Below are 25,196 nucleotides of genomic sequence, written 5' to 3' on the forward strand. Positions count from 1 at the left end.
AACCCGGAAGCTAAGCCCTCCAGCGCCGATGGTACTGCACTCGGGAGGGTGTGGGAGAGTAGGACACCGCCGGACAATCTTTCGGTTCAGGGTCACCCCGCAGGGGGTGGCCCTGAACTGCGTTACGGGCCTTTTCGCGGCTCACGGGCAAGCCGAGAGAAGAGGAAACCGACCACCACGAGGAAACCGACCACCGCCAAGAAACGGAACGCGTAGACCTGTCGACCAGCGACAAGGACGCGTGGCCGTCTCGGGGAGGGCGCTGTGCGGACCGTCGTGGAACCCATGAAGGCCCGGCCCCGGCCCGACGACCAGATGCAGCGGCTGTTCTCCGGTGGCTGGCCGGCCTTCATCGGCGCCGACCGGCAGGCGAGTCGTCATCTCGGTCGCGTACGGGAGGTGTTCGCCGACCTGGAGCCGGTGCTGCTCGACGGCGACGAGCTGGTGGCCGCGGGGTGGGGTGTGCCGATCCGCTGGGACGGCGACCCGGCGCATCTGCCCGAGGGATACACCGACTCGCTGCGGCCCCTCTCGGCAGCCACGACCGGGACCGTCGCCGAGTGGGCAGGCGTAGGGACCGGCGGTCACACCACCGGGGCCGCGAGGCGGTGCGCGTACGACAGGAGGAAGCCCCGCCGGCGACTGGCCGGCGGGGCTTCTCCGAGCGTGAGTCGGGCGGCCGTCAGGACGGCTCGGGACCGCAGATGAAGCGCGGCTCGGCGGAGTAGCGCCAGGTGAACTTCTCCCGCTTCACGACCTTGCCGTCCTTCTTGAACACCCGGAAGGCGTCCTGGGTGAAGCCCTGGCTGCCGCTCGCCGGGATGCAGGTGGGGCCGGGTTCCAGGTAGACCGTCTTCGGCTGGGTGATGTTGCGGCGCGGGGTGTACTCGGTCTTCACGCTGTCCCAGATCTTGGTGCTCCAGATCGACACGGTGATCGAATTCGACGTGTAGGAGGTGTCGATCAGTACGCCGTGCTCGGTGTTGTTGCGGAACTTGAAGTCCAGGTCCGGCCAGAAGATGGTCGACTCGATGACCGCCGGGTACCGGCTGAACCAGTACGAGTGCGGCTTGTGCTCGACGTCCTCCAGCCCGGCGTAGTACGTCGCGTTGAACAGCGTGGTGGTGAACTGCGAGGTGCCGCCGCCCACCCCGGGGACCAGCTTGCCGTCGAGGATGACCGGGGCGTCCCGGTAGCCCTGGGCGTAGCCGCGCTCGCCGGTGTGCCCGTTGAGGGAGAACGTCTCGCCGGGCAGCACCACCGTGCCGTCCACGTCCTTCGCGATCGTGACGATGTTCTGGCTGCGCGGCGAGGAGAGCCCACCGGTGAACCGCGTGGTGAAGGTGGAAACCCGCTCCTTGATGCCCAGCCCGGCCAGCTTCGCCGCGGTCAGCTCCGGCTCCGCCGGCTTCAGCTCGCCGGTGACCTTCCGGTCGTCCGCCTTCGGCAGGACGGCGAGCAGGTCGCGGCCGAGCGCCTCGCTGTCGAGCTGCTGACCGGGCTTGCCCTCGACGACCTTCGGCTTGCCGCCGGAGATGGTCATCCGCGCGTCCTTCGGCGGCACCTCGATGGCGGCCAGCTCGCCGCCGAGCGCGGCGCGCAGCCGCTTCACGTCGACCTGCGGGGTCAGCTTGCCGGCCTTGTCGGCCGTGAACCGCAGGCTCTTCGCGATCGCCTTCGGCGGGACCTGCACCGAGCCCTTGCCGGTGGTCAGCGTGACGGGGGCGGCCACGGCCGGCTTCGCCAGCTCGGCCACGAGCCGGTCCACCTCCTCGGCGCTGGTCGCCGGGTGCGTCTCGACCAGCGGCACGGTCACCGGCTGCCCGGCGAGCCAGCCCTCCCGCACCACCTGCGCGGAGCGTTCCGGATCGAGCGCGAGGCTCGGCTTCGGGTGCACCGCCTTCGGCGTCGTGCCCTTCCAGGTGATCGCCGGCATGGTCATCTTCCGGCCCTGGTCGCCGACGACCTTCTCGAGGGCGGCGTCGAGGCGGGCCGTGTCCACGGCCACCACGGGCTGCACCGCCCGGGACCCCACGAGCCGGTCGACCGCGTGCGCCTCGGCCTCTGCCGCCGCCGCCACCGTGGCGTCGACGTCGATCGCCAGGCCGACGGCGGCCGGGTCGATCGTGGCGGTCCGCTCACCGACGCGTACCGACAGCGGGGCGTTCAGGGCGGCGGCGCGGCGTTCGAGCTCCGCCCGCAACTCCCGGGCGGCGTCCGCGCGGCTCCGGCCGCCGAGCTCCGCGCCGAGCACCGTCGTCCCGCGCGGCACGTCACCGGCGTACGCGTAGGCGCCCGCCCCGGCCAGGGAACCCAGCACCGCCGTGGCGACCCCGGCGGCCAGCAGCAGCCGGAACCGGCGGGACCGTGAGCCGCCCGGCCCGGCTGCCGGCGCGACCGGCTCCGGCTCGTCACCGGGCCAGGTCACGGCTGTCACCTGCACGGTGGGCCGGTCGTCGGCGGGTGGGGGCTTCTCGCCGTACAGCGTCACGGTCACCTCGATCGGACGTACCACAACGGGGGAGCACACCTCCGCCCGGAAGACACCTACGGTAACCGGCGCCCCGGCGGGGCGGCAGCCTCCGCCCGTACCGTCGCGTACGGCGTGTCGTCCGGCGTGTCGGGGAACACCGGCCGGCCGCCGGCCGGGCCGGCGGGCATGGCACGGTAGGGGCATGAAAGCGGACGAGGCGGTCCTCGCGTACGGGGGCGGTTGGCTGGACCGGGCGGGGGAACTGCGTACCGACCAGCAACGGCTCGCCGCACTGCTGGCGGACCCGGCGAGCACCCTGCTGCCGCTCTGGCGGGACCGCTGCCTGGTCGCGGGGGACGCGCCGGTGCGGCTGAACGGGGAACGGGCGGCCGGGGCGCTCGCCGTCGCCGACGAGACGGTCTTCCTCGGCATGGACGAGGGCTCGGCCGTCTTCGCCGTGGACCTCTCCGGGCTGCCCGAGGCCGCCGCCGTCGAGGTGGCGGGGGCGGAGGCGGCCGTGGACGTCCGGGCGCTCGTCGGCCGGCTCGACCCGGCCGGGGCAGCAGTCCAGGCGTACGCGCGGGGCCTGCTGCACTGGCACCGGCAGCAGCGCTTCTGCGGCACGTGCGGGGCGTCGACCGTGGCCCGGGGCGGTGGACACGTGCGCTCGTGCGCGCGGGCGGACTGCGGCCGGCTCCTCTTTCCCCGGATCGAACCGGCGGTCATCGTGCTGATCGAGGCGCCCGGCGCCCCCGACCGCTGCCTGCTGGCCCGGCACGCGGGCGCACCCGAGGGGTCGTACTCGACGCTCGCCGGCTTCGTCGAGGTGGGCGAGAGCCTGGAGGACGCCGTCCGGCGGGAGATGGCCGAGGAGGCCGGCGTGACGGTGACCGACGTGACGTACGTGGGATCTCAGGCGTGGCCGTTCCCGGCCGGCCTGATGGTCGGCTTCCGCGCCACCGCCGCCTCCGAGCAGGTGCGGGTCGACGGCGAGGAACTGCTGGAGGCGCGCTGGTTCACCCGGGACGAGCTGCGCGAGCGGGCGGCCGCCGGACGGCCCCTGGGCCGCGTCGACTCGATCGACCACCACCTGCTGCACTCCTGGCTCGCCGCCGGAACCTGACCGCCGCGGCCGGCATCTCAGGAGCCGCCGGGTGGGGCAGGGCCGGCCGAGGGGCGGCGGAAGGCCAGCCAGGCCATCAGGGTGGCCGTGGCGACGGCGGTGGCGAGCGCGCAGACCAGGACGCCCTCGACCGTGCGCGGCGCGACAAGCAGGGCCGTCCCGGCGAGGACGGCGGTGGCCGCCCAGAGCGGCGCGGCGGGCCACCGGGCACCCGTCGCCACCTGGTCGTTGACAAGCATGAAGACCACCGCGTAGAGGGCGCCAACGGCGGCGAAGAGCGGTGCCGCGCCGGCCAGGTGCAGGTAGTCCGCCCCACCGGCGAGGCGGAACGCCAGCTCGCCGGCGAACGCGGAGGCGCCGACCAGGACCGCGCCGCAGGCCAGGATCAGCCCCAGCGCGGCGACCCGGGCCCGTCGGTCGCCCCGGGCGAGGCGGGGCAGCACCAGCACGGTGACCACCTGCGGCGCCCAGAGCGCGCCCTTGGTGAGCACCGACCCGACCGCGTACCCGCCGGAGGCGTCGTCGGGCAGCAGCTGGCGGGCGAGGATCAGGTCGGCGTACGAGATGGTGAGCATCGCCAACGACGCGCCGCACGCCGTCATGACGTGCCTGGCGGTCAGCCGGCGGTCCACCACGGCGGCCGGGGTGCCCGTGCGCGGGGCCGGCCGCACCGGGCGGGCGAGACGGGCCAGCAGGGGCAGGACGGCCAGCCCGGTGAGCGTGGCGAGCAGCAGGCAGGCGACCGGCCCCCGGCCGAGGGCCAGCCCGAGCACGAGCCCGCCGTAGCGGCCGGCGGCGAGTACGGTCATCGCGGCGGCAAGGTGCAGGAACCGCTGGTCGCCCTGGAGTTCACCGAGCCACCGGCCGGCCAGCACGGTGGCGAACGTGGTCGCCGCGAGCAGCAGGGTCAGCGCCACCGGCAGGCGCAGTGCCGCGCTGAGCACCGGGGCGGCCAGCGCGGTGACGCCGGCGGTGAGCGCGGCGGTGCGCAGCGCGAGGCGGGCGACGCTGGTGGCGCCCCACCGGGCGCGGTGCGCGGCCACCGCGATCTGGAGCCCGAAGCCGGGCACGGCCGCGATGGCGGCGAGGGCGAGCGCGGTGGCCAGCGCGCCCAGCTCGGCGGCGGCCAGCCGGCGGGCCCCGAGGACCGGGACCAGGTAGGCCAGCGCGTTGGTCAGCATGGTGGCGACGATGACGGCGGTGCCCGCCGCGCCGAGCCGGACGGCTCCGGCCTCGCTGCCCGTCGTCCGGGTCATGTCACCCCATGTCGCGCTGCTGTCCGGCGCGGGCGGTGCGCGTCGCGGCCGGCGGAGCGGCCGGAACGGGCCCGACCCCGGGTGACGGTACCGGTCAGTAGGGTCTTGCGTCAGCCCCCTGCCCAACGGGCCGGGAGGCGTCTAGTGTGCTGGCCCATGGCGTCGACGCACGTGGCCTCCGCAGCCACCTCCGGTTTGGCCTCGGTCCTTCCCGAACGGTTCGTCGCGGCCGCGATCCGGCGGGTCTACCCCCGGGTGGAGCCGGAGCTGGCCCGGTTGGCCGGTTTCGTCCCGCGCGGTGGCACGGCCGTGGACGTCGGTGCCTGGTACGGCCCGTGGACGGCGCGACTGCTCAGGCGCGCCGACCGGGTGGTCGCGGTGGAGCCCACCCCGCCGCTGGCCCGACAGTTGCGGGCGGCGTTCCCGGCCGTCGAGGTGGTCGAGGCGGCCGTGTCGGACCACGAGGGCACCGCGTCGCTCTACCTGCCCGAGGGCGGGGCGATCGTCGGCACCTCCTCGCTGGAGGACCCGCGGCAGGGCGACCCGGTGCAGGTCCGGCGGATCACGCTCGACTCGCTCGGCCTGACCGACGTGCGCTTCGTGAAGCTGGACATCGAGGGACACGAGCTGCCGGCGCTGCGGGGCGCCGCGGAGACGGTCCGCCGGGACCGGCCGGTGCTGCTCATCGAGGTGGAAGAGCGCATCCAGCCGGTCGGCCCGCTGCTGGAACTGCTCGCCGGCTGGGGCTACCGGGGGTACGTGCTGCCGGGGCGGGACTGGGTGCCCCTGGCCGACTTCGACCTCGGCGGGCACCAGCGCGCGGCGATCGCCCGGGTCGGGCAGAGCTTCGCCCGCCGGGTGCTCTGGCCCCGCCCCCGCTACGTCAACTCGGTGCTGTTCCGTCCCGAGTGACCGTGCCCGGCAGGCTCACTGCTGCGGCACCGCAGTGCCGACGACGACCTCGTTGGTGCAGATCGTCACGCCGTGGCGCGGGACGGTCAGCTCGACGGTGTCGCCGCCGCCGGTGAACTCGAAGAAGTACTGGTGCAGGCCCTGCTTGACGGGGAACTCCCGGGCGCTGCTGCCGAGCCGGAAGACGGCGGTGGAGTCGGCGGAGCTGAGGTAGCCGACCCGGACCACCCAGAACCAGTCGTCGCGCGGTGCGCTGAGCGGCAGCCGTATCGTCTGCCCCCCGAGGATCTTGTAACCGCAGCCCTCGTCGGGGCCGGGCGGGACGGCGGGACCGTCGACCCGGACCGGGGTGATGCGTCCCTGGTCGTCGAAGATCGCCGGCTCCTCCGCCCCGGTGACGAAGACCGGGCCGTCCTCCAGCGCCTGGAAGAACTTCGACTGCCGGTTGTACGGCGCGGACAGGTTGGGCACCACGCCTTCGGGGACGGGCCGGTCGAGGAAGACCGTGCCGGGCGGGGCCGCGGCCAGCTCGGCACGCGCGGTCTTCAGGTAGGCCAGGCCCCGCTTCACGGCCCACTCGTCGCCGTACCGTGCGGTGCTCCAGGCCGTGCCCAGACCCCCGGCGAGCAGCACGACGACGATCAGGGTGCTGGCCGTCTCGCGGTACCGGGTCAGCCACTCCGGCCGCCGGTCGCCCGCCTCTCGCTCCCCGTCCGCGGGGTGCCCCGTCGTACCGTCCGCCGGCCCCGTGACCGGGGCAGCCAGGCCGAGCAGCGCGACGCCGACGCAGAGCGCGGCCACCACGACCACGTCGGTGACGTACCGGGGCACGGAACCGGCCACGTCGCTGTAGACCGAGCCGAGCCGGGTCGCGCCCAGCAGGGCCACCACGAGGGCCAGGTACGCCCCGAGCAGCACCCAGGCGCGCCCGGCGGTGCGCCGCAGGCGTACGGTCAGCACGACCAGGGCCAGGAAGACGGCCCAGGACAGCCATCGGCCCAGCTCCGGTGGCGCGGTCACCGGGGCGCCGTCGCCCGCCGCCATCCATGCCCACGGCCCGCCGAGCAGGCCCGGGACGACGGTCGAGCCGAGCATCTGCCACAGAAACGAGAACACCTCGTTCAGCGAGTCCGGCTGGCGCAGCGAAGATTCCGAGCGGGTCAGGTAGAGCCCGGCGAAGCTCAGCGAGACGGCGGTGAGCACCGCCCACGACGGCCAGTAGCGGCGCACCGTGTCCCACACCGCCCGTACCGGCGGGCCGTCGACGAGCAGGCACGCGGTGAACAGGAAGACCAGCGGCACCACCAGCAGGGCCTTCTCGAAGAAGATCAGCCCGAACACCACCGCCAGGGCCAGACCGACCAGGTGCCGGCGGCGACCGGTGCGGACATAGCGCAGCTGGGCGCCGATCGCCAGCACCATGGCGAGCTGCATGGGAACCATGTTCACGCCCACCGCCCACCAGGTGCCGGCCTCCAGGGTGAGCGGACTGAACAGGAAGATCGCGAGCGGCACCAGCAGTGCCAGGCCGGGCCGGACGAGCGTGCGGAGCAGCCGGAAGAAAGCCACCGCCAGTACCGCCTGGCCGGCGGTCATCAGCAGCACGTACGGCCAGTAGGCGAGGCCGACCACCCGGGTCACCACCCAGGTGAGCAGCAGGGCGGCCGGCATGAAGTGGTTGTTGTAGAGGGTGAGCAGGAAGCCCGGCGTGAGGTCGGCCTCCGCCGCCCGGGAGACCAGCACCCAGTCGTCGACCGCGAGGTGGCCCCGGGAGGCGAGCTGCGCCCGCCACACCAGACTGGCCACGATCATGGCGACGCCGATGGCCCGTACCGGGTCGGCGCGTACCCAGCCGCCGATCAGTCCGCTCTCGTCAGGCTGGGCGGCCCTTTCGGACCCGGTCGATGCCATGGCGGGAAGACTGCCACACCGCCGAGCGCTGTTCCCATCAGGCCAACGGATGGTTCGGTCCCCGCGCGCAGATCCGCGTACAGTGGCCGCCACCAGCGCGGCGGTCGTCGCGCCCGGGCAGTGGTGAGGTCAGGGATGCGCGAACGGCTGGTGCCGCACGGCGTGGCCGCCGCCGTGACGGTGGTGGTGCTCGCTCCGCTGGCCCTGCCCGGCTACGTGCTCCGCTACGACATGGTCTTCGTGCCCCGGCAGGCGCTGAGCTGGGAGGCGATCGCCCCGGCCACCGCGCTGCCCCGGGCCGTCCCACAGGACGCGGTGGTCGCGCTGGCCAGCCAGGTGGTGCCCGGCTGGCTGCTGCAACGGCTGGTGCTGTGCGCGATCGTGTACCTGGCCGCGCTGGGCGCCGCCCGGCTGGTGCCGACCGGCCGGGTCGCGGTACGGGTCGTGGCCGCCGTCGGGTACGCCTGGACGCCGTACCTCGCCGAGCGGCTGCTCATCGGGCAGTGGGGGCTGCTGGTCGCGTACGCCGCGCTGCCCTGGCTGGTGCGGGCGGCGCTCGACGTGCGGGCGGGCCGCGGCGGGCTGCGCCGGCTGCTGCTCGCGGCGTCGGCGTCGGCGATCACGCCCACCGGCGGGGTGCTCGCCCTGGCCGCGGTCGCGGTGCTGCTGCCCGGGCGCTACCCGGCGGCCGCCCGGTCGACGGCGCTGGGCGTGGGGTTGACGATGCTGCTCAACGCGCCGTGGCTGGTCGCCGGGTTCGTCACCGCCGACGCCGGTCGGTCCGATCCCGCCGGGGTGGTGGCGTTCGCCGCGCGCGCGGAGAACTGGGCCGGCCCGCTGGCGGCCCTGGCGGGCACCGGCGGCATCTGGAACGGGCAGAGCACCCCCGCCTCCCGGGCGGTCGTGCTGGTGCCGCTGGCCACGGTGCTGCTGCTGGCCGTCGTCGGGTACGGCGTCGCGCTGCTGTGCCGGCGCTGGCCGCCGTCGGCCGTCGGCCGGTTCGGCCTGCTCGCCGCCGGTTCGTGGCTGGCGGCGGCGCTCGGGGTGCTGCCCGGCGGCGCGGACCTGCTCGGCTGGCTGGTCGCCAACGTGCCCGGCGCCGGCCTGTTCCGCGACGGTCAGAAGCTGCTGGTGCCGTACGCGCTGGCGCTGGCGGTGTCCGGCGCGCTCGGCGCGGAACGGATCGCGGACCGGCTGGCGGCCCGCTTCGACGCGACGACCGCCGCGGTGACGCTGGTCGGCGCGGCGCTGCTGCCGGTGGCGCTCCTGCCCGACCTGGCCTTCGGCGGCGTCGGCCGGCTCCACCCGGTGGCCTGGCCGGCGGACTGGGCGACGGTGGCGCGGCTGACCGCGCAGCGGCCGGGCGAGGTGATCTCGCTGCCGTTCCAGGAGTACCAGAGCCATCCGTGGAACCACGGGCAGGTGGTGATCGATCCGGCGCCTCGGTACCTCGCCGTGCCGGTGCTCATCGACGACACGCTGCGGGTCGGCGACCTGGCGGTGGCCGGCGAGGACCGCCGCGCCGCCCGGGTACGCGAGGTGCTCGCCGCCGGTGCGCCCCTGTCGAGCACCGGCTCCCGGTGGGTGCTGGTGCAGCGGGCGGCCGGCCCGCCCCCGGCCCCGGCGGTGCTGGTCGGGCTGCGGACCGTCCACTCGGGACCGGAGCTGACCCTCTACGAGAACCCGGACTGGACGCCGCCGCCAGCCCCGGCCCGGCCCGGCCCGGTGGGGTGGGCGCACCTCTTGACTGGAACGGTGGTGGTGGGGATCGTTTTTTCGGGCGCTGCGCGGGCAGGCTACCGCGTGGTAGCGTCCCGGCACGCGAGTCCCGCGGAAGGAGAAGGTGGATGAGGAACCTGCCCGCGTTCGTCGCCGTCGGGGTACTCGGGGTCGTGCTCGGCCTGCTCGGGAGCGTCGGACTGGCGAATGCGCTCAGCCCGTCCGCCAAGGAGGCCGCCAACACCAAGGTGAGTGAGCAGGGAACCGAGGCTCCGCTGTACGGCACGCGCTGAACCAACGCACGAAGGGCGCCCGCGTCAGCGGGCGCCCTTCGTCGTCTCCGGCGTCGGCCGGGGAGCGCGCTCAGGGGCGGGCGGTCACCTGCGTCACCAGGTGGGCGAACCGCGCCCCGGTGGCCGTCCAGTTGAAGCGGGACGCGTGCAGCAGCGCGGCCTCACCCATCGCCTTGCGCCGCACGTCGTCGGCGAGCAGTTCGCGCACGACGGCGGTGAACTCCGGCTCGTCGTCGACGAGGAGCCCGGTCTCGGTGTCGACCATCGCCTCGGCGACGCCGCCCGCGTAGCGGAACGCGACGGTGGGGGTGCTCCGGGCGGCGGCCTCCACGATGGTCAGGCCCCAGCCCTCCTTGAGCGAGGGGGTCAGCGCGAGCCAGGCCGACGAGAGCACCGCGTGCTTTTCGTCCTCGCTGATGAAACCGGTGAACCGGACATGACTCGCGATGCCGAGCGACTCGGACAGCTCCCGCAGCGGCTGCGTCCACCAGCCCTGGCCGGCCACCACCAGCTCCAGGTCGGGCAGTTCGGTGACCAGTTCGGCCACCGTACGCAGGGCGATCTCCACCCGCTTGTGGGGCACCAGCCGGCCGAGCACCAGCAGCGACGGGTGCGGCGTGCGGGGCAGCGGCGGGCCGGTCACCGGAGGCGTCCCGTTGGGCACGACGTCGATCCGGTCCGCGTCCACCCCGAGGGCCGCCAGCTCCGCGCGGCTCGCCTCCGACACCGTCACGTACCGGCAGCGGCGGTAGAGCCGGACCGCCAGCCGCGACTCGATCCACCAGCCCAGCCGGGCCATCACCGGACCGAAGACCACCGGCCACTGCTCCCGGTGCACGTGGTGCACCAGGGCGAGCACCGGCCGACCGGCGTAGAGCGGGGCGAAGAACGGCACCCCGTTGCAGACGTCGACGACCAAGTCCGGCCGGCCGAGACCACGCCGGCTCAGGGGGCCGAAGCCGAACCGGCCCGCCAGGCAGGTCAGCGCCGCCCGGGTGTAGACCGTCATCCGGGAGCCGCGCCGCAGCACGCGTACGCCCTCGGGCGTGGTGGTGGCCGGGCCGGCGTTGTCGTGCGCGGCGCAGAGCAGGGTGACCCGGTGCCCGGCGGCGACGAGTTCGGCGGCGATGCGCTCGACGTAGACCTCAGAGCCGCCGCCCTCGGGGTTGGCGGTGTCGCGCCAGTTGAGGAACAGCACGTGGCGCACGGGGGTGTCGGAGTTGTCCACGCTACTCCTACCGGCGGGTAATGAAGCTCGATTCGCGCCACACTAGGGCGACCTGGGTCACATCCGCAATGGGGTCGGCGCGACGGCGACGGTTCGGTCACGGCCGGTCGCCAGGGGTTTGCCGGCGACGGGAAACCTTGGCAGGGTGTGCAGCGCGACTGCGTACGGTGGCGGGCGTCGCTCCGCGCCACGCGGCGCGACCTGCGGGCGGACGTGCCTTTCGTTCCGGCGACGACGAGGAGGTGACCGGGCGTGCGCGACGGTCCGGTAGCGGTACGGGGCCTCTTCCAGCGGTCGCCGGTGGTGCTGCTCAGCGCCGCGCTCGCGCTGCTGCTGGCCGGCTGGGCGACGGTGGCGTACGTGCGGTCCGACCGCAGCGTCCCGGAGTGCGTGGAGCGGGTCCAGCTCCGCGTCGCCGCGGCCCCGGTGATCGCGCCAGCCCTGGACCGGATCGTCCGGGCCAGCGTCGGCACGCAGCCCTGCGTCACGATCTCCGTGCAGGCCCAGGAGTCCGGCGCCGTCGCCGCGCAGGTGGCCGAGGGCGTGGACGTCGCCGACGCGTGGGTGCCGGAGTCGACGTTCTGGCTGCTCCGGGCCCGCGCGGCCGGCGCCTTCGAGGTGCCGGCGCAGGGCACGTCGGTGGCGAGCACGCCGGTCGTGCTCGCGGTAGCCGATTCGGCCGCGCGCCGGCTGGGGTGGCCGGCGAGGCAGCTGACCTGGCGCTCCACCGTCGGTCCGAAGGCCCCCGCCGTCAAGGTGGGGCTGCCCGACCCGGCCGTCGACCCGGTCGGGGTCGGGGTCGTGCTCGGGGTGCGCGGCCTGGCCGCCGGGGAGGACGACCCGGCCGGGACGGTCGCTGCGGTGCTGCGCCGGCTCGCCGACCGGACGTTCACTCCCCCCGCGGGCGGGACGCTGCCGGTCGGGTCGGCCCTGCCGGGCAAGGCCGACGCCGTGGCCACCAGCGAGCAGGCCATGCTCGTGCACAACGCGCTGGCCGGCGACGACAAGCTGGTCGCGGCGTACCCGGAGGTGGCAGTCCCCGCGCTGGACCTGCCGTACGTGGTGCTGCCCGCCGCCCTCGGTCCGGTCCGGGACGCCGCCGCGCGCTTCCTGACCAACCTGCACACCGTCGAGGCGCGGGACCTGCTCAGCGGGTACGGCTTCCGCACCGCAGCCGGTTTCCCGCCGGCGATCCCCCGCGACGGCCGGCTGTCGCCGGAGGTACGCCAACCGGTGCCGCTGCCCGCCGACGAGGTCGTCACCGAGGCGCTGACCGGGTGGAGCGGCGTGCAGCGCAGTGCCCGCATCCTCACCGTGCTGGACATCTCCGGCTCGATGGCCGCCCAGGTGCCCGGCTCGGACGAGACCCGGCTCGAGGCCACGCTCAAGGCGGCCCGGGAGGGCTCCGGCCTGCTGCTCGACAACAGCGAACTCGGCGTGTGGGTCTTCTCCACGAAGGTCGACGGCGACCGGGACCACCAGGAGATCCTGCCGGTCGCGCCGTTGGACCCGACGCAGCGGGAGCGGCTGGTCGAACGGCTGGGCGCCGTCCGCGTGAAGCCCCGGGGCGGCACCGGGCTGTACGACACGACGCTGGCCGCGTACCGGGACGCACGGCGGCACTGGACACCCGGGCGGATCAACCTCGTGCTGATCATGACCGACGGGCGCGACGAGGACGGGGAGAGCATCGGCCGGGCCCGGTTCCTCACCGAGCTTGCCGAGTTGCAGGATCCGCGCCAGCCGCTGCCGATCGTCTTCATCGGGCTGGGTAAGGACATCGACGCCGATGACCTCAAGTCGATCGTCAAGGTCACCGGCGGGCAGGTCTTCAGCACCGACGAGCCCAGCGGCATCCGCCAGATCTTCTTCTCCGCGCTCGCGGACCTGAGCTGCCTTCCCCCGGAGTGCCGACGGTGAACCCGCACCCTCCCCGGCCCCGGCACCCCGGCGGCCCGGTGCGCCGGGTCGTCCGATCCGTCCGCGGGGCGCCGGGCACGGCCCTGTCGCTGCTGCTGCTCACCGTGCTCGCGTTCGTGCAGCGACCCGGTCAGGTCACCTTCGACACCAAGCTCGACCTCGCCGCGAACCCGGTGCACTTCATGGCCCGGGCGCTGCACATGTGGAACCCGGAGGCCACCTCGGGGGAGCTGCAGAACCAGGCGTACGGCTACCTGTTCCCGATGGGGCCGTTCTTCGCCGGGGGGCAGTTGCTGGGCGTACCGCCGTGGATCACCCAGCGGCTGTGGACGGCGCTGCTCCTCGCCGCCGCGTTCTACGGCCTGCTGTGGCTGGCCCGGGCGCTGGGGGTCGGCACCGAACCGACCCGGTACGCGGCCGCCCTCGGCTACGCGCTGGCGCCCCGAATCCTCACCGAGATCGGCGCGCTCTCCTCCGAGACACTCTCCGCCGCGATGCTGCCCTGGGTGCTGCTGCCGCTGGTCCTGGTACGGCGGATCGGGTCCCCGCGACGGGCCGCCGCGCTCTCCGCGCTGGCCGTGCTCGGCATGGGCGGGATCAACGCGGCGGTGGTGCTGCTCGCCCTGCTGCTGCCCGGGGTCTGGCTGCTCACCCGCCGCTGGGACCGCGAGCACCTGCGGCTGGTGGGCTGGTGGTGCCTCTGCGTCGTCGGGGTCTGCCTCTGGTGGATCGTGCCGCTGCTGCTGCTCGGCGAGTACAGCCTGCCGTTCCTCGACTACATCGAGTCGTCCACCACGACGACCGCCGTCGCCTCGCTGTTCCAGGCGGTGCGCGGCACCAACCAGTGGGTCGCGTACATCGTGCAGGGCGACCCGTGGTGGCCGGCGGGCTGGCTACTGATCGACAACCCGACGCTGATGACGCTCACCGCCGTGGTGGCGCTGGTCGGCCTGGCCGGGCTGGCCGGCAACCTGCTGCCCGAGCGCCGGTTCCTGGTGCTGGGCTTCCTCACCGGGCTGACCCTGCTCACCATGGGCTACGTCGGTAGCCTGGACAGCCCGCTCTCGGCGCCGGTGCGGGATCTGCTGGACGGTCCGCTGGCGCCGTTCCGCAACGTGCACAAGCTGGACCCGGTGCTGCGGCTGCCGCTGATGCTCGGCTTCGCGCACGGCGTCGACGCGTGGGTCACCCGGCTGCACCGGGCCGCCGGCCGACGCCACCCCTCCGGCCGCCTCTCCCCCCGGCTGCGCTCGCTGCTGTTCGTACCGGTGCTGCTGCTGGTGCTGGGGGCCGCCGCGCCGGCCTGGCTTGGGCAGTTGCGGCCCGGGCCGGGCTGGTCGGACCTGCCGCCGCACTGGCGGGCGGCGGCGACCTGGCTGGCCGAGCGCGACGCGTTGGCCCGCACCCTGATGGTGCCGGGCTCCGGCTTCGGCCAGTACGAGTGGGGACGTTCCGTCGACGAGCCACTCCAGGCCCTGGCCGGGGCACCCTGGGCGGTGCGCCACCAGATCCCGCTCGGCTCGGCGGGCAACACCCGGATGATGGACACCGTCGAGTCCGTCCTGGCCCACGGCCGTGGTTCGGCCGGCCTGGCCGACTTCCTGGCCCGCTCGGGGTTCCGGCATCTGCTGCTGCGCAACGACATCGACCGCACGCAGGTGGACGCGCCGCCGGTGGCGGCGCTGCGCCAGGCGCTCGCCGGGTCGCCGGGGATCACGCGGGTGGCGACCTTCGGCAGTACCACCACCTTCGGCCGTACGCCGGGCAGCCCGGTCGACGAGGCCGCCGGCCCGCTGCCGGCCGTCGAGGTGTACGAGGTGCGACGCCCGGTGTCGGCCGCCTCGGCGGTGCTCGCCGCCGACGTGCCGACGGTCAGCGGCGGGCCGGAGTCGCTGCTGCCGCTGCTCGAGCAGGGGCTGGTGGAGCGGGACAGACCGGTGGTGCTGGCCGGGGACCGGGCCGGCTTCCGCGACGGCGGTGACGAGTCGTGGATCGTGACCGACGGGCTGCGCCGCCGCGAGCGTGACATCGGCCGGGTCCGCGACAACCTCAGCCAGACGTTGACCGCGGCCGAGGCGAGCCGGCAGGGCCGCGTCGCCCTGGACCTGCTGCCGTTCCCGGGCGACCAGCACCAGACGGTCGCCACCTACCAGGGCGTACGCGAGGTCAACGCCTCCAGCGCGATCAGCTTCGTGGACAGCTTCGCCCCCGCCGACCCGTCTCACCTGCCCTTCGCGGCCGTCGACGGCGACGAGCGCACCGCCTGGCACTCGGCGCCCCTGGCCGGGCCCGTCGGCCAGTGGCTGGAGGTGGACCTGGACACGCCGCGCGAGGTCGACCGCGTCACGCTCAACTTCGTCGACGACCTCGGGGTGGGGTGGCCGGTAACCCGGTTCCGGCTCACCACGGACCGGGGCTCGGTGGACCACGAGGTCGCCCGCGCGCTGGGGGCGCACTCGTACTACACGCTTCCCGGCTCCACGAGCCGCGTACGCGTCACGGTGCTGGCGGTCGCCGGTGGGCGGCTCGACGGCGGGGTCGGCATCCGCGACCTCGTCATCCCCGGCACCGCCCCGCGACGGGCGCTGCGCACCCCGGCCGACATCCCGACCGGCTTCGTCGGACCGGTCGCCTGGTCGTTCAGCCGGGGGCCGGCCGACCGCCCCGCCTGCTTCCCGGTCGCCGCCGCAGGCTCGGACGCCGCGCCGTCGACCGGTTCCGGCCTCCGGCCCGCCGGGACGGTGATCCGGTGCGACCGGTTCCTGGCCCGGACCGGCGAGGAGCCGCTCGGGGTGGACCGGGTGTTCCAGAGCGCGGTCCCCGGGACGTTCCGGCTGGACATGACCGCCGTGCCCCGGCCCGGCGGGCAGTGGACGCTGTCCGGGGTGCCGGTGCGGGCCACCGCCTCCTCCCACCTGGCCGGCGACGCGGCCGTGGTCGCGTACGCGGCGATCGACGGCGACCCGGGCACGGCCTGGCTGGCCGACAGCGACGACCTGCGTCCCACCCTGCGGCTGAGCTGGTCGGAGCCGCGCCGGATCGCCGAGGTGCGGCTGCGTCCGGCGGAGCTGCCGGTCGGCTCACTGCCGGAATCGGTCGAGGTGCGCACCCCGGGTGCCAACCGGGTGCTGCGGGTCGGCGCGGACGGCGTGGTGCGCTTCCCGGCGGTACGGACGGACCGGATCGAGATCGTGGTGCGGGATTCCGCCGAGCGGGTGGCCGACCGGCGGGGCAACGGCTGGACGGCGACCGTGGGGATCGCCGAGGTGCAGATCCCCGGCCTGGAAGACCTGCTCCGCCCGATCGCCGGGGCGACGCGCGTCGTCGAGCGGTGCGGGTCGGGGCCCGCAGTCGAGCTGGACGGACTCCGCTACGACACGTCAGTCGCCGGAACCCTCGCCGACGTGCTCGACGGCCGGCCGCTGCCGGTCACCGTCTGCGGCGCCACCGGCGCGGTGGTGGACCTCCGGGCGGGCGGGCACCGCTTGGCGACCTCCCCGTCGAACGGGTTCATCGTGCAGGACGCCGCGCTGCGTCCGGAGGCGGCGCAGGCCGCGCCCCGGCACCGCGAGGTGACCGTGCTCGACTGGAACCCGACGGACCGGCGGGTGCGGGTGGCGGCCGGCGACACGGCGCTGCTGGTGGTGCCGGAGAACGCGAACGCAGGCTGGACGGCCACCGTGGACGGTCGGCCGCTGACCGCCACCCGGGTCGACGGCTGGCAGCAGGCGTGGGTGCTGCCCGCCGGTGAAGCCGGGGAGGTCCACCTGACGTTCGCCCCGGACCGGACGTACCGGGGTGGGCTGGTGGCGGGGGCGGTGACGGCGTTCGGGGTGCTGCTGCTGGCGCTGCTCCCGGTGCGGCGACGTGCGGTGGCCGACGCCCTGCCACCCCCGTCGGTGACGGTTCCGGCGGAGGGGCCCGCCTGGGTGACCGCCGTCCTGCTGGTGGTGCTGCTCGCCGCGCTGGGCGGCGTACTGCCGGTGGCCATCGTGCTGGCCGCGATGCTGCTGCGGCAGCTCACCCGCCGGGCTCTTCCGGTGGTGGTGTTCGGCGCGCTGAGCTTCGCCACGGTGACCACGGTGGCCGGCCGGCTGCAGGGCCACGGGCAGGAGTGGGCGTACGGCCCGTGGGTGCAGGGGGCGATGCTCGTCGCCGTCGGGGCGGTGGTCGCCGCGGTGCTTCCCGTGCCCGGCGTCGCGCCGGAGGGCGCGGCTCAGCCGGCGGAGGTCCCCCGCGCGAGGACGGGTACGGCCGATGCGGATGATGTGACGCCGGGCGCCAGGGACGGACGGCCGGCCGGAGCCACGGATCGGGACGAGGACGGGACGGTGGCGTGATGAGCGCAGCGCATGACGGAACGGGGCGGGCGGCGCGTCGCCGGTTCGCCACGCTGGGCAGGTCGGTGGCCCTGTTCCGGGCCTTCCTGGTCGAGCAGAGCGACCCGGACCACTTCTACGGCCTGCTCGCTCAGGACTCCGTACGCCAGGTGTCCGGCTACGTTCCGCTCGCCGGCCGGACGGTGCTCGACGTCGGCGGCGGCCCCGGCTACTTCGCGGCGGCCTTCCGGGCCGCCGGTGCCCGCTACATGGGGCTCGACCCCGACGTGGGCGACTTCTCGGCGGCCGGGGACTCGGTCGCCGGCATGCTGCGGGGCAGCGGTACGGCCCTGCCGGTGCGCTCCGGCGGCGTGGACGTGACGTTCTCGTCGAACGTGCTGGAGCACGTCGCGGAGCCGACCCGGATGCTCGACGAGATGGTCCGGGTGACCCGGCCGGGCGGGGTGCTCTTCGTGTCGTTCACCCCCTGGTTGTCGCCCTGGGGCGGGCACGAGACGGCGCCCTGGCACTATCTCGGCGGCGACCGGGCACGGCGGCGCTACGAGCGCCGCAACGGCCGCCCTCCGAAGAACCGGTTCCGGGAGACGCTCCACCCGACCTCGATCGCCCAGACGCTGCGCTGGGCACGGGGCAACGCCGAGGTGGAGCTGCTCGACGCACTGCCGCGCTACCACCCGTGGTGGGGGCGGTGGGTCATCCGGATTCCCGGCGTCCGGGAGGTCGCCGCGTGGAACCTCCTGCTCGTCCTGCGTCGGACCGGTGCGGAACCGGGCGACGCGGCGGAAAAAACTGAGCTGGCCGGGGGTCGCGTCGCTATGTGACTTGGTAGTAACCTCGCGGCCAACTCTCATCGACAGCGGCGAAAATTAGGTCCTCCGGGGAGGAAACATGAAGCACCGCGCCATAGGTGCCGTGCTGTTCGGCAGCGGCATACTGCTCCTGGCGCTTGCCGCCGGGCTTGTGTTCGTGGTCAAGCCGGCGATGTCCAAGCTGCCCTACGATCTGGAGGCGTCGACTTCGGTCGCCGAGGCGAGGAGTGCCACCTTCCTCCAGATCACCAACGGCAAGATCGCGATCAACCGCGCCGACCTCAAGTCCACCGTCCGCGTCTCGCCCGACGCGAAGACGACCGGCGAACTCTCCGGTGACCTCGACGGCAAGGCCGTCGTCTGGCAGGTCGGGCAGACCGTGGAGCGGACGGATTCCAAGGAGCTGGTCAGCGCGTACGGCCTGGCGCTGGCCCTGGACCGGGTCTCCGGTTCCGCGCTCGACTGGAACAACCAGTACCTGGACGACACCGGTACGCGGGAGAAGGTGCAGTTCTCCGGCCAGATGTACAAGTTCCCGTTTGGCGCGGAGAAGAAGACCTACCAGATCTACGACCGTGACCTGCGGGACGTGCGGCCGGCGGAGTTCAAGGGCACCGAGGACATCAAGGGTATCGAGTCCTACCGCTACGAGCAGGTGATCACCGACGAGCAGCTGAACCTGGCGGCCGAGCGGGTCAAGCTGCTGCTCGGCACGCTCGCGCCGGGTGCGACCAGCGGCAAGGTCGTCTACAGCAACACCCGTAGCGTCTGGATCGACCCGGTGACCGGCTCGTTCCTCAAGGTGCGCGAGGTGCAGCGCAAGACCCTGGTACCGGACATCGGCGCGCCGGCCACGCTGCTGGACGCCGACTTCTCGTACAACGAGGAGACCGTCGCCGCCTCGGTCAAGCGGGCGGAGGACAGCCGGCAGAAGCTCACCCTTCTCGGCGTGTGGGCGCCGATCGGCCTGGTGCTGCTGGGCCTGATCCTGGCGGTCGCCGGTGTGCTGGTGGTCCGGCGGGGCGCGGCCCAGCCGGCCGCGGAGCCGCGTCACCGGGCGGACGTGACCGCCGAGCAGCCCGCCGTCCCGAGTCCCTGAGCGACTGAGGATCCCCGGTGTCGACGAAGTGGCGTGATCCGGTGGTGCCGGGTCTGACGCCAGCAGCGGGTGAGGATGAGGTTGACCAGCGCTGACCATGCGCTGAGCGTCGTGCGGAGGGGTGGACCGGGGCGGTCCGCCCCTTCGCCGTCTGCGGTGCGCGACGGCCTCGTTACTAAATCGTGATGCATCGATTGATCACCACTCATGGTGATCGTCCCATGCGGCATATGTCTGGCATGGTCGCTTCGTCTGGGCGTCAGCGGGTCGACGTCCTCCACTTTGGGTCACCGGGGCGCCTCCTCGTGTGGAGCGGGAGCCGCCCGCGGGTGGCCGGGGTCTTGTGGGCCGTGGCGCGCAGGAGCAGCATCATCGGCACACTCGTTACCCGCTGGTAACAGGGGCGAGGGCAGGTGCGGGGCCGCCACGTCGCCGACCGGCCGTCTGCGCGACATCGCCGAGGAGGAGACCCGTGCAGGATCGGTTCGACAACCAGGGCCGTACCCGGTGGCAGCGCTTCGCGGCGATGCTCCCAGCCGGTTCCGCCAGGATGCCGGACGCCGGTCCCGTCCCGTCTCCCCGGTCCGACGCTCCACCCGCCGAGCCGGCACCGGTCGACGGGCCCTCCCGGTCGGGCGGCGGGCGGCGCGGCCACAGCTCGTACGCGGTGCTTCCGGTGTTGCTCGGCCTGGCGGCCGCCGTGGCCCTCACCGCCCCCGGCCCGACGCCGGTGGGTGCGGCCGCGCTGTTGGCTCCCGCCTGCCCGACCACGACTCCCGGTCCGGGCGGGACGCCGCCGGCCCCGACCGGCACGTTGAGCGCGTCGGCCGCCGCCCCGGTCGGTCCCAGCCCGTCGCCCTCGCGAGGCGGTGGTGTCGTCCACCTTCTGGACGGCGTCGGGCAGCTCTTCGACGGCGGTCGGGACGACGACGAGAAGGCAGCCGCAGGGGCGACGCCGTCGGCCACGCCGAGCCTCGGCCCCACGCCGACCGCCGGCCCCACCCCGACCGCCGGCCCGAGCGTCGGCCCCACCCCGACCGCCGGCCCGAGCGTCGGCCCCACCCCGACCGGACAGCCCGGCGAGCACCCGACCGACCCCGACCATGGGTGCGTCCCGGCCGGTCCGAAGCCGAGCCCGATCGGGGAGACGCCGCCGGGCGAGCCCCTGCCGCGGATCGCCCCCGATCCCGGGCAGCCGGTGGTGGCGGCGGTTCCGTCGAAGCTCACCGGCTCGAAGGTGACGATGTACGGGCTGCGGTTCGAGGGCATCGTCGACCTGCCCACGGCCGACGGCAGCCTGCGGGCCTTGAAGTTCACCATGGACCGGGCGGTCACCGACGACTTCCTGCTCCGCGCGCCCGGGCCGGCTGGCCGGACGATGCGCTTCGCCACGGACGAGCTGACGGTGCGGGGCGACGTCGCCTTCTACGCCACCCGCTTCGCCGGGCGGCTGCTCGGCGTCGAGATCACCCTGACGCCGGACCTGCCGCTCCCCGACGGCCTGCCGGTCACGTCACCGGTGCCGATCACCTTCACCGACCCGGCCATGGACCTGGCGTACGTCAGCAGCGACACGCTGACCGCCCAGCCGGCGTTGAAGCTGACCCTTCCCTGACCCCACTCCCCACCACCCGGTGCGGGGCCGGTGTCCCTCCGGCCCCGCACCGCCCACCTCAGAGGCGGGCGAGCGCCTTGCGCAACGGGTCGAGCCCCAGCGAGCCGAGGTCGAGCGCCTGGCGGTGGAACTCCCTGAGGTCGAAGTCGGCGCCCTTGCGGGCCTTCGCCTCGTCGCGGGCCTGGAGCCAGATCCGCTCGCCCACCTTGTAGGAGGGAGCCTGCCCCGGCCAGCCGAGGTAGCGGTTCAGCTCGAAGCGCAGGTTCTCGTCCGGCACCCGGCAGTGCGCCCGCATGAACTCCCAGCCCAGCTCCGGCGTCCAGCGCTCGCCCGGGTGGAAGTCGAACGGGTTGTCCTTCGGGATCTCCAGCTCCAGGTGCATGCCGATGTCGACGATGACCCGGGCGGCCCGGAACGCCTGGCCGTCGAGCATGCCGAGCTTGTCGCCCGGGTCCTCCAGGTAGCCCAGCTCGTCCATCAGCCGCTCCGCGTAGAGCGCCCAGCCCTCGCCGTGCCCGGAGACCCAGCAGAGCAGCCGCTGCCACCGGTTGAGCAGCTCGGCCCGTACGGCGGTCTGGGCGACCTGGAGGTGGTGACCCGGTACGCCCTCGTGGAAGACGGTGGTCACCTCGCGCCAGGTGGAGAAGTCGGTGATGCCCTGCGGCACCGCCCACCACATCCGGCCGGGGCGGGAGAAGTCCTCGCTCGGGCCGGTGTAGTAGATCGCGCCGTCGCTCGTCGGGGCCAGGCAGCACTCGATGCGGCGGACCTGCTCGGGGATGTCGAAGTGGGTGCCGTTCAGCTCGTCGATGGCCTTGTCGGCGAGGGCCTGCATCCAGTCCCGGAAGGCCTCCTTGCCCCGGATCGTCCGGGCCGGGTCGGCGTCCAGCGCCGCGACCGCCTCGTCGATGGTGGCACCGGGGCCGACGATCCGGCCGGACACCGTCCGCATGTCGGCCTCGAGCCGGGCCAGCTCCTCGAAGCCCCAGGCGTACGTCTCGTCGAGGTCGACCCTGGCGCCGAGGAAGTACTGCGAGGCCAGCTCGTAGCGCTCGCGGCCCGCGGCCTGTTTCTCCCGGCCGAGCGGGGCCAGCTCGGTGCGGAGGAACTGGCCGAACTCGGCCGTCGCCGCGGTCGCCGCCGCCGCGCCCCGACGCAGCTCGGCGCCGAGGGTGCCGTCCGCGCCCAGCCGCTCGACCAGACCGTGGAAGAAGTTGTCGCCGTCCGGGTCGACCCACACGTCGCACTGCTTGGCGACCTCGACGAGCTGCACCCGGGCGCTGACGTGGCCGGCGGCGGCCGCCTCGCGCAGCGTCGTCTTGTAGCCCTCCAGGGTGCTGGCGAAGCGGTTGAGCCGGGCCGCCACGTTGGCCTTCGCGTCGTCGCTCTCGGTCGGCATCAGGTCGAAGACCATGCGGACCTCGTGCAGACCACTGGAGATCACGTTGACCTCGCTGCTCGCCTCTCCGGCGTCGTAGCGGGCGAGGTCGAGGCCGAGGCGTTCCTGCATGGCCTCCTTGGCGGTGCGCTCCGCCTCCGACTCCGGCTCGGTCACGTCCAGGTCGGCCAGCGTCTGCCGGATCAGCTCCGCCCGGGCCGTGTAGCCGTCGGGTGACAGGTCGTCGAGCTGGTCGTCGTAGCCGGCGATGCCGACGTAGGTGGCGCCGATCGGGCTCAGCGGCGCCCAGTCGGCCACGTAGCGGTTCGCGAGGTCATCGATTCGTCCCACGCTGCGACCCTACGTGAGGGCACCGCCGGGTTGTCGAACGCGTTCTGCGTGTTCAGGGCAGCAGGTCGGCGGGGTCGAAGTCGATCGGGAACGGCAGGTCGGCCGAGAGCCGCCGACCGCCGACCGCCCTGGCGACGGTGTCGTAACCGCCGAACTTGCCGAGGGTGAAGAACTCCGCCGCCATCGTGCAGAGGTGGGCCGGGATCCACCGGTCCTCCTCGTCGGTCTTCGGCAGCGCGTGCAGGACGGTGACGTCGGGCTGGATCCAGCGCCGCGGCGAGAAGGTCAGGTTCACCTGCCCGAACACGTAGAACCCGTGGGTCTCCGCGGCGGGTGACAGCAGACGGGGCGAGCTTTATCTCGCCGTAGCTGTTCGTGCCGACCTCGGCGGGCGTCATGACCAACTTCGCGTCGACGCACTCGTAGCGCGCATCGGGCAGCTCCGGCAACGGGAGGTACCGGTCGGCGAACTGGGTCGTCCACCTGCCGTCGAGGTCGACGAGCGGGTCGAAACGCATCGGCATCGCCACGGCGTGCACCCTCCTCGGGGTGGTCAACGCGTCACCAGCGTAGGCGGTTTCTGTGGTGGTCGACACGGCGTCCGAAAGTCGCAGGACTTCGTCGTACGGCTGCGGCAGAGTGTCAGGGGTGACAGTGGATTCCACTCCTGACCGGGCGGCGCTGCGGAGCTGGCTGCCCGGGTTTCTCGCACTGGCCGCCATCTGGGGCTCCAGCTTCCTGTTCATCAAGATCGGCATCGGCGAGCTGCACCCGCTGCACCTCACCCTCTACCGGGTCGGCGCCGGCGCGGTGACCCTGCTGGTGGTGCTCGTCGTGCTCCGCGACCGGCTGCCCGCCGAGCCCCGCGTCTGGGCGCACCTGACCGTGGTCGCCGCGTTCGGCGTCGCCGTGCCGTTCACCCTCTTCGGCTACGGCGAGCAGCGCGTCGAGTCGTTGCTCGCGGGCATCTGGAACGCCACCACCCCGCTCATCGTGCTGCCGCTCGCCGTGCTGGTGTTCCGCACCGAGCGGCTGACCGCACGCCGGGCGGTCGGGATGACGCTGGGCTTCGCGGGGGTGCTGGTGGTGCTCGGGGTCTGGCAGGGGGTGGGCGGGGCGCACTTCACCGGGCAGCTCATGTGCCTGGGCGCGGCCGCCTGCTACGGGGTCGCCATCCCGTACCAGAAGAAGTACGTCGCGGGCAGCGCGCACTCCGGGCTCTCGCTCTCGGCGGCGCAGCTGCTGGTCGCGACCGCCCAGCTCGCGGTCGTTGCGCCGCTGGTGGCGGGGGCGCCCCCGACGCCGACAAGCCTCTCGGCCGAGGTGCTCGCCAGCGTGCTCGCGCTCGGGGCGCTCGGCACCGGCCTGGCCTTCGTCATCAACCTGCGCAACATCCGGCTCGCCGGGGCGAGCACCGCCTCCACCGTGACCTACCTGGTGCCGGTGTTCGCGGTGCTGATCGGCGCCCTGGCCCTCGACGAGCGGCTGACCTGGCACCAGCCGGTGGGCGCGCTCGTCGTGCTGTTCGGCGTCGCCGTCTCCCAGGGCCTGATCGGCCGCCGGCCCGCACCCGCCGACGTCGCCGGGCCGGCGGGCCGCCGCGAGAGCACCGTCCAGAAGGTGCGGCGGCAGGCGGGTCAGCCGGTGGCGTGAGCGCGGGCCCAGTCCACCAGCCGGTCGGCGTCCCACGTGTTGACGACCCGGTCGGCGGGCACCCCGCACAGGGCGGCGCGCTCGCAGCCGAACCGCTGCCAGTCGAGCTGCCCGGGGGCGTGCGCGTCGGTGTCGATGGCGAAGTCGCAGCCCGCCTCCAGCGCCCGGCGGATCAGCCGCTTCGGCGGGTCCTGCCGCTCCGGCCGAGAGTTGATCTCGACGGCCACGCCGTGCTCGGCGCAGGCGGCGAAGACGGCGTCGGCGTCGAAGTCGCTCTCCGCCCGGGTACGCGGCCGGTGCGCCCGGTCGCCGGGCCCCTTCACCCCGGCGGGCCGGGACGACACCATCCGCCCGGTGCAGTGGCCGAGGATGTCCAGGTGCGGGTTGGCGATGGCGGTCAGCATCCGCCGCGTCATCTTCGCCCGCTCGTCGTTCAGGCCGCTGTGCACCGAGCCGACCACCACGTCGAGGCGGGCCAGCAGCTCCTCGTCCTGGTCGAGCGACCCGTCCGCGAGGATGTCCACCTCGATGCCGGTCAGGATGCGGAAGCCTTCCGGCAGCGCCTCGTTGACCTTCGCCACGTGGTCGAGCTGCCGGCGCAGCCGGTCGGCGGTCAGGCCCCGCGCCACCTTCAGCCGGGGGGAGTGGTCGGTCAGCACCACGTACTCGTGGCCGAGTTCGACCGCCGCGAGCGCCATCTCCTCGATGGGTGAGCCTCCGTCGGACCAGTCCGAGTGGGTGTGGCAGTCGCCGCGCAGCGCGGTGCGCAGCGCGGTGGCCGCCGCGTCCAGGTCGGTGCCCTCCGTGGCGAGCAGCCGGCGCAGGTAGACCGGCTCCTCGCCGGCGAGCGACTCGGCCACGCAGCGGGCGGTGACGTCGCCGACGCCGGACAGCTCCGTGAGCTTGCCGGTGCGGGCCCGCTCGGCCACCTCGCTGCCCGGCAGCGCGGCGAGGGCCGTGGCCGCCGACCGGAACGCCCGGACCCGGTAGGTCGCCTCGTTGGCGCGTTCGAGGAGGAAGGCGATGCGGCGCAGGTCGGCGATGGGGTCCCGGGCGCTCATGCATGGAAAATACGCCTCCGCGCCGCCGGTCGTCGGACGACCGGCGGCGCGGAGG

18 protein-coding genes and 1 rRNA gene are annotated in these 25,196 nt (G+C 74.1%); 12 read left to right on the forward strand and 7 right to left on the reverse strand.

Annotated features, from left to right (window positions below):
* Window positions 1-75 (forward strand): 5S ribosomal RNA (rrf, locus tag ACTMS2_RS20330); the annotation flags it as partial.
* Between the two features lie 189 nt (window positions 76-264).
* Window positions 265-708: a hypothetical protein gene (locus tag ACTMS2_RS20335; protein WP_441176828.1), complete on the forward strand. Its 444-nt coding sequence runs from the start codon at window positions 265-267 to the stop codon at window positions 706-708.
* On the opposite strand, the gene ACTMS2_RS20340 is transcribed toward ACTMS2_RS20335, so the two are convergent.
* Window positions 683-2,497, reverse strand: coding sequence for a VanW family protein (locus tag ACTMS2_RS20340; RefSeq protein ID WP_441176829.1), 1,815 nt, complete (start codon window positions 2,495-2,497; stop codon window positions 683-685). The genes ACTMS2_RS20335 and ACTMS2_RS20340 overlap by 26 nt on opposite strands.
* A gap of 178 nt (window positions 2,498-2,675) precedes the next feature.
* On the opposite strand from ACTMS2_RS20340, the gene nudC reads away from it, so the two are divergent.
* The gene (gene nudC, locus ACTMS2_RS20345; RefSeq protein ID WP_441176830.1) at window positions 2,676-3,596 is read left to right on the forward strand and encodes an NAD(+) diphosphatase; all 921 of its coding nucleotides are present in this window, start codon (window positions 2,676-2,678) and stop codon (window positions 3,594-3,596) included.
* A 17-nt stretch (window positions 3,597-3,613) separates the two neighbouring features.
* On the opposite strand, the gene ACTMS2_RS20350 is transcribed toward nudC, so the two are convergent.
* Window positions 3,614-4,852, reverse strand: coding sequence for a polysaccharide biosynthesis protein (locus ACTMS2_RS20350; RefSeq protein WP_441176831.1), 1,239 nt, complete (start codon window positions 4,850-4,852; stop codon window positions 3,614-3,616).
* Window positions 4,853-5,008: 156 nt separating this feature from the next.
* Between ACTMS2_RS20350 and ACTMS2_RS20355 the strand changes: the two genes are divergently transcribed.
* Window positions 5,009-5,764, forward strand: a complete 756-nt coding sequence (locus tag ACTMS2_RS20355) for an FkbM family methyltransferase (RefSeq protein ID WP_089002986.1) — start codon at window positions 5,009-5,011, stop codon at window positions 5,762-5,764.
* Window positions 5,765-5,779: 15 nt separating this feature from the next.
* On the opposite strand, the gene ACTMS2_RS20360 is transcribed toward ACTMS2_RS20355, so the two are convergent.
* Window positions 5,780-7,675 (reverse strand): hypothetical protein, encoded by a 1,896-nt coding sequence (locus ACTMS2_RS20360; protein WP_441176832.1) that lies wholly within the window; start codon window positions 7,673-7,675, stop codon window positions 5,780-5,782.
* A gap of 135 nt (window positions 7,676-7,810) precedes the next feature.
* Here ACTMS2_RS20360 and ACTMS2_RS20365 point away from each other — a divergent pair, with 135 nt between their 5' ends.
* Window positions 7,811-9,526: a hypothetical protein gene (locus tag ACTMS2_RS20365; protein WP_441176833.1), complete on the forward strand. Its 1,716-nt coding sequence runs from the start codon at window positions 7,811-7,813 to the stop codon at window positions 9,524-9,526.
* Window positions 9,523-9,687 carry a hypothetical protein gene (locus ACTMS2_RS20370; protein WP_157747273.1) on the forward strand — a complete coding sequence of 55 codons (165 nt, stop codon included), beginning with the start codon at window positions 9,523-9,525 and terminating at the stop codon, window positions 9,685-9,687. Before ACTMS2_RS20365 ends, ACTMS2_RS20370 begins: the two co-directional genes overlap by 4 nt.
* Window positions 9,688-9,757: 70 nt before the next feature.
* Here the strand turns inward: ACTMS2_RS20370 and ACTMS2_RS20375 are convergent, their stop codons facing one another.
* Window positions 9,758-10,915, reverse strand: a complete 1,158-nt coding sequence (locus ACTMS2_RS20375) for a glycosyltransferase family 4 protein (RefSeq protein ID WP_441176834.1) — start codon at window positions 10,913-10,915, stop codon at window positions 9,758-9,760.
* A gap of 252 nt (window positions 10,916-11,167) precedes the next feature.
* On the opposite strand from ACTMS2_RS20375, the gene ACTMS2_RS20380 reads away from it, so the two are divergent.
* The 5 genes from ACTMS2_RS20380 to ACTMS2_RS20400 all read left to right on the forward strand — a co-directional run bounded on the left by ACTMS2_RS20380 (window position 11,168) and on the right by ACTMS2_RS20400 (window position 20,698).
* Window positions 11,168-12,835 carry a substrate-binding and VWA domain-containing protein gene (locus ACTMS2_RS20380; RefSeq protein WP_250102479.1) on the forward strand — a complete coding sequence of 556 codons (1,668 nt, stop codon included), beginning with the start codon at window positions 11,168-11,170 and terminating at the stop codon, window positions 12,833-12,835.
* Window positions 12,832-17,175, forward strand: a complete 4,344-nt coding sequence (locus tag ACTMS2_RS20385; protein ID WP_441176835.1) for an alpha-(1->3)-arabinofuranosyltransferase domain-containing protein — start codon at window positions 12,832-12,834, stop codon at window positions 17,173-17,175. Before ACTMS2_RS20380 ends, ACTMS2_RS20385 begins: the two co-directional genes overlap by 4 nt.
* A complete protein-coding gene (locus ACTMS2_RS20390) occupies window positions 17,175-17,996 on the forward strand; it encodes a class I SAM-dependent methyltransferase (protein WP_441176836.1) in 822 nt (273 codons plus the stop codon). The genes ACTMS2_RS20385 and ACTMS2_RS20390 overlap by 1 nt, the downstream gene beginning before the upstream one ends.
* Window positions 17,997-18,063: 67 nt before the next feature.
* Entirely contained in the window at window positions 18,064-19,083 is a 1,020-nt protein-coding gene (locus tag ACTMS2_RS20395) for a DUF3068 domain-containing protein (protein ID WP_441176837.1), read from the forward strand.
* Window positions 19,084-19,555: 472 nt separating this feature from the next.
* Window positions 19,556-20,698, forward strand: coding sequence for a hypothetical protein (locus ACTMS2_RS20400; RefSeq protein WP_441176838.1), 1,143 nt, complete (start codon window positions 19,556-19,558; stop codon window positions 20,696-20,698).
* Between the two features lie 58 nt (window positions 20,699-20,756).
* Here ACTMS2_RS20400 and ACTMS2_RS20405 read toward each other — a convergent pair whose 3' ends face one another.
* Window positions 20,757-22,427, reverse strand: coding sequence for a DUF885 domain-containing protein (locus ACTMS2_RS20405; protein ID WP_441176839.1), 1,671 nt, complete (start codon window positions 22,425-22,427; stop codon window positions 20,757-20,759).
* Window positions 22,428-22,479: 52 nt separating this feature from the next.
* On the reverse strand, window positions 22,480-22,734 hold the full coding sequence (locus ACTMS2_RS20410) for a hypothetical protein (RefSeq protein ID WP_441176840.1): 255 nt from the start codon (window positions 22,732-22,734) through the stop codon (window positions 22,480-22,482).
* Window positions 22,735-23,075: 341 nt separating this feature from the next.
* Here ACTMS2_RS20410 and ACTMS2_RS20415 point away from each other — a divergent pair, with 341 nt between their 5' ends.
* Window positions 23,076-24,080: a DMT family transporter gene (locus ACTMS2_RS20415; RefSeq protein ID WP_441176841.1), complete on the forward strand. Its 1,005-nt coding sequence runs from the start codon at window positions 23,076-23,078 to the stop codon at window positions 24,078-24,080.
* On the opposite strand, the gene ACTMS2_RS20420 is transcribed toward ACTMS2_RS20415, so the two are convergent.
* Complete coding sequence (locus ACTMS2_RS20420; RefSeq protein WP_357722319.1) at window positions 24,065-25,141, reverse strand: PHP domain-containing protein; 1,077 nt, start codon at window positions 25,139-25,141, stop codon at window positions 24,065-24,067. The genes ACTMS2_RS20415 and ACTMS2_RS20420 overlap by 16 nt on opposite strands.
* Window positions 25,142-25,196: the final 55 nt, after the last annotated feature.

Source organism: Micromonospora sp. SD12 (assembly GCF_052068495.1).
Taxonomy (GTDB): domain Bacteria; phylum Actinomycetota; class Actinomycetes; order Mycobacteriales; family Micromonosporaceae; genus Micromonospora; species Micromonospora echinofusca.

What these genes read in the sequence shown, in the direction of transcription:
- ACTMS2_RS20360 (WP_441176832.1), bottom strand. Translation starts at nt 7,675, where the DNA reads ATGGCATCGACCGGGTCCGAAAGGGCCGCCCAGCCTGACGAGAGCGGA.
- ACTMS2_RS20420 (WP_357722319.1), bottom strand. Translation starts at nt 25,141, where the DNA reads ATGAGCGCCCGGGACCCCATCGCCGACCTGCGCCGCATCGCCTTCCTC.
- ACTMS2_RS20395 (WP_441176837.1), top strand. Translation starts at nt 18,064, where the DNA reads ATGAAGCACCGCGCCATAGGTGCCGTGCTGTTCGGCAGCGGCATACTG.
- ACTMS2_RS20365 (WP_441176833.1), top strand. Translation starts at nt 7,811, where the DNA reads ATGCGCGAACGGCTGGTGCCGCACGGCGTGGCCGCCGCCGTGACGGTG.
- nudC (WP_441176830.1), top strand. Translation starts at nt 2,676, where the DNA reads ATGAAAGCGGACGAGGCGGTCCTCGCGTACGGGGGCGGTTGGCTGGAC.
- ACTMS2_RS20390 (WP_441176836.1), top strand. Translation starts at nt 17,175, where the DNA reads ATGAGCGCAGCGCATGACGGAACGGGGCGGGCGGCGCGTCGCCGGTTC.
- ACTMS2_RS20355 (WP_089002986.1), top strand. Translation starts at nt 5,009, where the DNA reads ATGGCGTCGACGCACGTGGCCTCCGCAGCCACCTCCGGTTTGGCCTCG.
- ACTMS2_RS20370 (WP_157747273.1), top strand. Translation starts at nt 9,523, where the DNA reads ATGAGGAACCTGCCCGCGTTCGTCGCCGTCGGGGTACTCGGGGTCGTG.
- ACTMS2_RS20350 (WP_441176831.1), bottom strand. Translation starts at nt 4,852, where the DNA reads ATGACCCGGACGACGGGCAGCGAGGCCGGAGCCGTCCGGCTCGGCGCG.